The organism is Janthinobacterium sp. AD80 (assembly GCF_002878455.1).
GTDB lineage: Bacteria > Pseudomonadota > Gammaproteobacteria > Burkholderiales > Burkholderiaceae_D > Janthinobacterium.
Window position 1 is genome coordinate 1 of sequence record NZ_NRDQ01000256.1, and the last position, 8,134, is coordinate 8,134.

Annotated in this window: 3 protein-coding genes and 2 pseudogenes; 4 read left to right on the top strand and 1 reads right to left on the bottom strand. The window is 63.8% G+C overall.

Annotation, left to right across the window (positions count from 1 at the left end):
• Nucleotides 1-1,657 (bottom strand): annotated as a pseudogene (locus tag JaAD80_RS28145) (methyl-accepting chemotaxis protein); the annotation flags it as partial.
• A gap of 339 nt (nucleotides 1,658-1,996) precedes the next feature.
• Between JaAD80_RS28145 and JaAD80_RS28150 the strand changes: the two are divergent.
• The 4 genes and pseudogenes from JaAD80_RS28150 to JaAD80_RS31935 all read left to right on the top strand — a co-directional run.
• On the top strand, nucleotides 1,997-2,932 hold the full coding sequence (locus tag JaAD80_RS28150) for a 5'-nucleotidase (protein WP_102299449.1): 936 nt from the start codon (nucleotides 1,997-1,999) through the stop codon (nucleotides 2,930-2,932).
• Between the two features lie 218 nt (nucleotides 2,933-3,150).
• Nucleotides 3,151-6,594 (top strand): transcription-repair coupling factor, encoded by a 3,444-nt coding sequence (gene mfd / locus JaAD80_RS28155; RefSeq protein ID WP_102299451.1) that lies wholly within the window; start codon nucleotides 3,151-3,153, stop codon nucleotides 6,592-6,594.
• A gap of 55 nt (nucleotides 6,595-6,649) precedes the next feature.
• Complete coding sequence (gene serB / locus JaAD80_RS28160) at nucleotides 6,650-7,492, top strand: phosphoserine phosphatase SerB (protein WP_102299453.1); 843 nt, start codon at nucleotides 6,650-6,652, stop codon at nucleotides 7,490-7,492.
• 114 nt (nucleotides 7,493-7,606) lie between these two features.
• Nucleotides 7,607-8,134 (top strand): annotated as a pseudogene (locus JaAD80_RS31935) (hypothetical protein); the annotation flags it as partial.

The window sequence follows — 8,134 nt, forward strand, 5'->3', positions numbered from 1 at the left end:
GCTGGACGCAGCGGGCGCACGGGCGCCGCCGCCTTGCGCGGCTGGCCAGCGGACGCCACCTGCGCCACCTGCATGCCATCGAGCTTGAACACGCTGACCACCCCGCCAGCTGGCCCGATTGCTCCTGCAGCGATTCGGCCGCGGCGGCCGCCTCTTCCACCAGGGCCGCATTCTGCTGCGTCACCTGGTCCATCTGGCCGATGGCCTGGTTGATCTGGTCGATGCCCGAGCTTTGCTCCTGCGTGGCCAGGCTGATTTCGGCCATGATGTCCGTCACGCGCTGCACGCTGGAGACGATTTCCGCCATCGTGCTGCCCGCCTCGGCCACCAGCTTGCTGCCCGCGTCCACCGCCACCACGGAGTCGCCGATCAGGGTCTTGATCTCTTTCGCCGCGGCGGCCGAGCGCTGCGCCAGGTTGCGCACTTCCGTCGCCACGACGGCAAAGCCGCGTCCCTGTTCGCCCGCGCGCGCCGCTTCCACGGCCGCGTTCAAGGCGAGAATATTCGTCTGGAAGGCGATGCCGTCGATGACGGAAATAATGTCGACGATCTTGCGCGACGAGTCGTTGATGGCATCCATGGTCTCGACCACCTTGCCCACCACCTCGCCGCCCTTCACCGCCACGCCCGAAGCGCTCAGCGCCAGCTGGTTGGCCTGCTGGGCGTTGTCGGCATTCTGCCGCACGGTCGACGTCAGCTCTTCCATCGACGACGCCGTCTCTTCCAGCGAACTGGCTTGTTCTTCCGTGCGCGAGGACAGGTCCAGGTTGCCGCTGGCGATCTGCGACGACGCCGTGGCGATGGTTTCCGTGCCGCCGCGCACCCGGCCGACGATGTTCACCAGGCTGGAATTCATGTCTTTCAGCGCCTGCAGCAGCTGGCCCGTTTCTTCCGTCGTGTGCACCTCGATCTGGCTGGTCAGGTCGCCCGAGGCCACCGTTTGCGCCACTTTCACGGCCGAATTGATCGGCTGCGTGATGGCGCGCGTGATGTAGGCGGCGCAGGCGATGCCGATGGCCGACGCCAGCAGCGCCAGGATCACCATCAGGCTTTCCGAGCGCACCACGGCCGCGCCGCCCGCCTTAACGCTGGCCTCGGCCACGCCGTTATTGAGCTTGATGATCTCGTTCAGGCTCGCTTCGGCTTTGCTGAACAACGCGCGCGAATCCTGGTACTGCTTGTAGAAGTCCACGAACAGCGCTTTCTGGCGCTGCTCGTCGCGGTTGTCGGCCAGCTGGCGCAGGATGGCGCGCACTTTGTCGTCGTCCGCCTTCCAGGCCGTCCACTCGCCCTGGAAGCGCTGCCACAGCACGGCTTCCGCAGGGGTTTGCGGCAGCGGCTCGTACAGCTTGCGCCCCGCCTCGATATTGGTCCAGGCGCGCGTGCGCAGCTGCAGCGCTTCGGCAAATTTGTCCTGTGCCTGGTAATTGTTTTCATAGATGGCCGCCGTCAGGGTCGCGGCGGCGACGGCCGTCTGGCCTTCATTCATCATCAGCAAGCCCTGGATCGATGGCAGGCGCACCACGCCAATTTCATTGACGGCGTTGCCCACGGTGGCGATGCCCGTATAGCCGCTGATGCCGACCACCAGCAGGGCCGCCATCATCACGGCAACGAGGGTCGCCAACTTCCATTTGATCAGTAAATTCTTAAACATGGCTAGGTCCTTTATAAAGTCACGAAGATTGCTGGCGAAGTTGGGGCTGGCATGTTCGAGTAAAACAGCTGACACTTGTATAAAGGCGGCGGGGATGGGGCGTACGCTTCGTTACAATTGGCGAGATTCAATAATAGAAGCATAGTGGAAAATGCGCGCGCTGGCTGCTGCATACTTGATACAAATCAATATTTCTTTCCTGACTGTGGCGTGCCTTGCACAGTGGCATCGAAAAGGAGTCCGATGCCCTGCTTTGGTGCAACGATTCCTGCTCCGCGCCTATTGGCTGCGCAGTTAATAGTCGTATAAGATGGTCAGCAAGCAAACAACAGGGACACCATGGCTTATCCTATCGAACACAAACTGGTGATCGGCGTCGCTTCGAGCGCGCTGTTCGACTTGTCGGAATCGCACCAGGTCTACCTCGACAGCGGCCCGGAGGAATACCGCAAGTATCAGGAAACGCATATAGCCGAGGTGCTGCCGCGCGGCGTGGCCTTCCCTTTCATCCGCCGCTTCCTGAACATCAACAAACACTATCCGCGCCAGTCGCCCGTGGAAGTGGTGCTGTTTTCGCGCAATTCGCCGGAAACGGGCTTGCGCGTCATGCACTCGATCGCCCACTACGGCCTGGACATCTCGCGCGCCGCCTTCATGACGGGCAAGTCGCCCTACCCCTACCTGCCCGCCTTCAATGCGTCGCTGTTCCTCAGCGCGAATGAAGACGATGTGCGCAGCGCGCTGGCCTGCGAGTATCCGGCCGGCCTGGTGCTGCCGTCGCGCACGGAAGACGACGAGAGCGACGAGGAATTGCGCGTGGCCTTCGACTTCGATGGCGTGATCGCCGATGACGAGGCGGAAACCGTTTTCAAGCGCAACAATGACGTCGACGAATTCCACGCCCATGAAACCCTGAACGTGGGCACGCCGCACCGTCCCGGCCCGCTGGCCGACCTGTTCCAGAAGCTGGCCACCATGCAGCGCCTGGAAGAAAAAGCGCAGCGGCGCGATCCCGGCTACAAGAAGATCCTGCGCATCGCCATCATCACGGCGCGCAACGCGCCGTCGCACGAACGGGTCGTGACGACCCTGAAAAGCTGGGGCGTGGCGGCCGACGAGACGTTTTTCCTTGGCGGCATGGACAAGTCGCGCGTGCTGGGCGTGTTCAAGCCGCATATCTTCTTCGACGACCAGCTGAGCCACCTGAAATCGGTGGGCGGCACGATACCGATGGTGCATGTCCCCTTTGGCATCGCGAATGTGCGCGCAGGATAAAACCTGCTGCGCGGCGCGCTTTGCGGCCTGCGATGCTCACTGTACTCATGCACAGTTGCGCTTCCCGGCCACGAATCACTGTCGCTCGCGACGGTTTTCTCAAGCGCGGAGATATAGGTGATGGTCTATAATCTTGCCTGTCAGCGCCGTCACCGGCGGCGCTGCGCGTACCACTGCTGTTCCATTCAACTGCCTCTGCCACTAGCGTCGTCGCCTGCATGTCCTTAGACTTAACAAAATCCCTCCCCAAACCCGGCAGCCGCTTTGCGCTGCCCGCCCTGTATGGTTCATCCGACGCCTATGCCCTGGCGCTGGCCGCGCTGGAGTTGAAGTCGCGCGGGCAGATGCTGGCCGTGGTCGTGGCGCAGGCCAGCGATGGCCAGCGCCTGCTCGATGAAATACCGTGGTTTGGCGGCAAGGAGCTGCGCTGCCATTTGCTGCCGGACTGGGAAACCCTGCCCTACGACGCTTTTTCGCCGCACCAGGATCTGGTCTCCGAGCGCCTGGCCACCCTGCACGAAATCCAGAACCGCCAGTGCGACGTCTTGATCGTGCCGGCCACCACGGCGCTGGTGCGCCTGGCGCCGCCATCGTTCCTGGCGGCCTACACCTTCTTCTTCAAGAAGGGCGAACAGCTCGACGAGGCGCGTTTGAAGGCGCAGCTGACCCTGGCCGGCTACAGCCACGTCTCGCAAGTGATGTCGCCCGGCGAATATTCGGTGCGCGGCGGCCTGCTCGATTTGTTCCCCATGGGTTCGGCCCTGCCCTACCGGCTCGACCTGTTCGGCGACACCATCGAGACCATCCGCACGTTTGACGCCGACACCCAGCGCTCGCTGTATCCCGTGCACGAAGTGCGCCTGCTGCCGGGCCGCGAATTTCCCATGGATGAAGCGGCGCGCACCACCTTCCGCAACCGCTGGCGCGAACAGTTCGAGGGCGACCCGTCGCGCTCGGTGGTCTACAAGGACATCAGCAGCGGCATCGCCTCGGCCGGTATCGAATACTACCTGCCCCTGTTCTTCGAGCAGACCGCCACCCTGTTCGACTACCTGCCGCAAGACGCCACGCTGGCCCTGGTGGGCGACATCGACGCGGCCATCGGGCGCTTCTGGACGGATACGCAGTCGCGCTACCGCTTCCTGAAGGCGGACCGCGAGCGGCCGATCCTGCCGCCCGAATCGCTGTTCCTCTCCGACGAGCAGTTCTTCGGCCTGGCCAAGCCGTATCCGCGCCTGGCGATCAGCAAATCGAACGATGCGCTGGCGTCCGAGCTGTCGGCGCCCGTGCCGAACATCGCCGTCAACCGCCGCGCCGACGATCCGCTGGCGAACCTGCGCAGCTACCTGCTGCAGGCGGGCCGCCGCGTGATGATCTGTGCCGAATCGAACGGCCGCCGCGAAACCCTGCAGCAGTACTTCACCGAATACGACCTGCACCTCACGCCCGTCGAAGGCTGCGACGGCTTTTTGCAGTCCGATGCCAGGTTGATGCTGGGCGTGGCGCCGCTGCACGCCGGTTTCGAACTGTTCCGGCCCGAGGGCAACCTGGCCTTCGTCACGGAAACAGAGCTGTACGCCGGTTCCGGGCGCCGGGTCGGTACAAAAAAACAGGAAGGCGTGACGCAGGTCGAGTCGATGGTGCGCGACCTGTCGGAGCTGAAAATCGGCGACCCGGTGGTGCATATCAACCACGGCATCGGGCGCTATATGGGCCTGACCAGCATGGACCTGGGCGAAGGCGAGACGGAATTTTTGCACCTGGAGTACGCCAAGGACACGAAACTGTATGTGCCCGTGTCGCAGCTGCACGTCATTTCCCGCTATTCAGGCGCTTCGCCGGAAGACGCGCCGCTGCATTCGCTCGGTTCCGGGCAGTGGGAAAAAGCCAAAAAACGCGCGGCCGAACAGGTGCGCGACACGGCCGCCGAGCTGCTCAACCTGTACGCCCGCCGCGCGCTGCGCCAGGGCCATGCGTTTGAATTCTCCGCGCACGACTACCAGCGCTTCGCCGACAGCTTCGGCTTCGAGGAAACGCCGGACCAGGCCGAGGCCATCCACAACGTCATCAAGGACATGACCTCGGGCAAACCGATGGACCGCCTGGTGTGCGGCGACGTCGGCTTCGGCAAGACGGAAGTGGCGCTGCGCGCCGCGTTCATCGCCGTCATGGGCGGCAAGCAGGTGGCCATCCTGGCGCCCACCACCCTGCTGGCCGAACAGCACGCGCAAACCTTCGCCGACCGTTTCGCCGACTGGCCCGTGCGCATCGCCGAATTGTCGCGCTTCCGCACCGGCAAGGAGATCACGCAAGCGTTCAAGGGCATGGCCGACGGCACCATCGACATCGTCATCGGCACGCATAAACTGCTGTCCGACGACGTGAAGTTTACCCGCCTTGGTCTCGTCATCATCGACGAGGAACACAGGTTCGGCGTGCGCCAGAAGGAAGCGTTAAAGGCGCTGCGCGCGGAAGTGGACGTGCTGACCCTGACGGCCACGCCGATTCCCCGTACCCTGGGCATGGCGCTGGAAGGCTTGCGCGACTTTTCCATCATCGCCACGGCGCCGCAAAAGCGCCTGGCCATCAAGACGTTTGTCCGCAGCGAAGGCGAGGCGATCATCCGCGAAGCGTGCTTGCGCGAACTCAAGCGCGGCGGCCAGATCTACTTCCTGCACAATGAAGTGGAAACCATCCAGAACCGCCTGGCCATGCTGACGGAACTGCTGCCCGAGGCGCGCATCGCCGTGGCGCACGGCCAGATGCACGAGCGCGACCTGGAAAAGGTCATGCGCGATTTCGTCGCCCAGCGCTTCAATATCCTGCTGTGCACGACCATCATTGAAACCGGTATCGACGTGCCGACGGCGAACACCATCATCATGCACCGCGCCGACAAGTTCGGCCTGGCGCAGCTGCACCAGCTGCGCGGCAGGGTGGGACGCTCGCACCACCAGGCCTACGCCTATTTGCTGGTGCACGACGTGCAGGGCCTGTCCAAGCTGGCGCAGCGCCGCCTGGACGCCATCCAGCAGATGGAAGAACTGGGCAGCGGCTTCTACCTGGCCATGCACGACCTGGAAATCCGCGGCGCCGGCGAAGTGCTGGGCGAAAGCCAGTCCGGCGAGATGACGGAAATCGGCTTCCAGCTGTATTCGGACATGCTCAACGAAGCCGTGCGCTCGCTGAAAGCGGGCAAGGAGCCGGACCTGGCGGCGCCGCTGGCGTCGACCACGGAGATCAACCTGCACGTGCCGGCCCTGCTGCCGGCCGACTTCTGCGGCGATGTGCACGAGCGCCTGTCGATCTACAAGCGCCTGGCCAACTGCGCCACGCAGGAGAAGATCGACGATATCCAGGAGGAACTGATCGACCGCTTCGGCAAGCTGCCCGACGCGGTAAAAGCGCTGATCGAGACGCACCGTTTGCGCATCGCGGCGAAAACCGTGGGCATCGTCAAGATCGACGTGCATGGCGAGGCGGCCACCCTGCAATTCATGGCCAAGCCGCCGATCGATCCGATGCGCATCATCGACTTGATCCAGAAGAACCGCCATATCAAGCTGCATGGCCAGGACAAGCTGAAAATCACGGCCGCCATGCCGGACCTGGCCGCGCGCGTAACGCAGATCAAGACCACCATCAAGCAATTGACGCTTTAGACTATTTTCATCATTTATGCAGGGCTGACCCATGACCAATACCAAGACCATCACCATGAATCTGATCCTGCAAGGCCTGGACGGCGACAGCGCGCGCCTCGAACGCATCGCCGCGCTGGCCGCGCCGACGTCCATCACGCGCCTGGGCCCGAACGCCGTGCGCTGCGAGCAGATCGCCTACTCGCCCGCGCTGCGCCCGACCATCGAAGTGGCGGCGCAGGCGGCGCAACTGGACGCCACCTACATGATGGGCCAGCGCGAACTGAGCGAATTCAAACTGGTGGCGATGGACATGGATTCGACCCTGATCACCATCGAGTGCATCGATGAAATCGCCGACATGCAGGGCCTGAAACCGCAGGTGGCCGCCATCACGGAAGCGGCCATGCGCGGCGAACTTGATTTTGCCGCCAGCCTGAAACAGCGCGTGGCCCTGCTCGAAGGCCTCGACGCGTCGGCCCTGCAGCGTGTCTACGACGAGCGCTTGAAACTCTCGCTGGGCGCGGAAGCCATGCTGGCGGCCGTGCAAAAGGCCGGCCTGAAAACCCTGCTGGTGTCGGGCGGCTTCACCTTCTTCACCGAGCGCCTGAAAGCGCGCCTGGGCCTCGACTACACGCATGCGAATGAACTGGAAATCGTTGACGGCAAGCTGACGGGCCGGGTGTTGGGCGGTATCGTCGATGCGGAAGAAAAGCAGCGCACGGTGGAGCGCGTGTGCAAGGAGATGGGCATTGCGCCTTCCGAAGCCATCGTCATGGGCGACGGCGCCAACGACCTGAAAATGATGGGCATCGCCGGCCTGTCGGTGGCATTCCGCGCCAAGCCCGTGGTGCGCTCGCAGGCCGATGTGGCGCTCAACTTCGTCGGCCTCGATGGCTTGCTGAACGTGCTGGCCTGATGGCCTGAGCCGGCGGAACCTGGCGCCGGCGGGGGCGGTGCGCGCAGGGCGCGATATTTTTGCTATATTGTAAATTATTGAACAGCCTGCCTGCCCAACATGAAGGAAGCCTCCATGCCGCCGCCACTGCCGGAAGATATACAACGCCACCTGGAACTATTCGTCGCCGCCGCGCAAAGCGCCTTCGGCGCCGACCTGGCCGCCGCCGTGCTGTTTGGCTCGGCCGCCGACGGCCAGTTGCGCGCCACCTCCGACGTCAACCTGCTGTTGCTGCTCAAGCGCTTTACGCCGGCAGCGGCCGATGCGCTGCGCGGGCCATTGCGCCTGGCGCATGCCGCCATCGACCTGCAGGTGATGTTCCTGCAAGAAAACGAATTGGCGCCCGCCGCCGATGCCTTCGCCGTCAAGTTCGCCGACATCATCGCGCGCCACCAGGTGCTGCTGGGCAGTGACCCTTTCGCCAGCCTGCGCACCAGCCGCGACGCCGTGCTGCGCCGCCTGCGGCAAGTGCTGCTGAACCAGCAGCTGCGCATGCGCGAACGATATATGCTATTGAGCCTGAATGAAGAACAGCTGGCCGGCGCCATCGCCGACGCGGCCGGCCCGCTGCGCTCGGCGGCCGCCTCGCTGGCGCAGCTCGAG

Excerpts from the sequence above, each read along its gene's own strand:
- JaAD80_RS28150 (WP_102299449.1), top strand. The coding sequence starts at position 1,997 with ATGGCTTATCCTATCGAACACAAACTGGTGATCGGCGTCGCTTCGAGC.
- mfd (WP_102299451.1), top strand. The coding sequence starts at position 3,151 with ATGTCCTTAGACTTAACAAAATCCCTCCCCAAACCCGGCAGCCGCTTT.
- serB (WP_102299453.1), top strand. The coding sequence starts at position 6,650 with ATGAATCTGATCCTGCAAGGCCTGGACGGCGACAGCGCGCGCCTCGAA.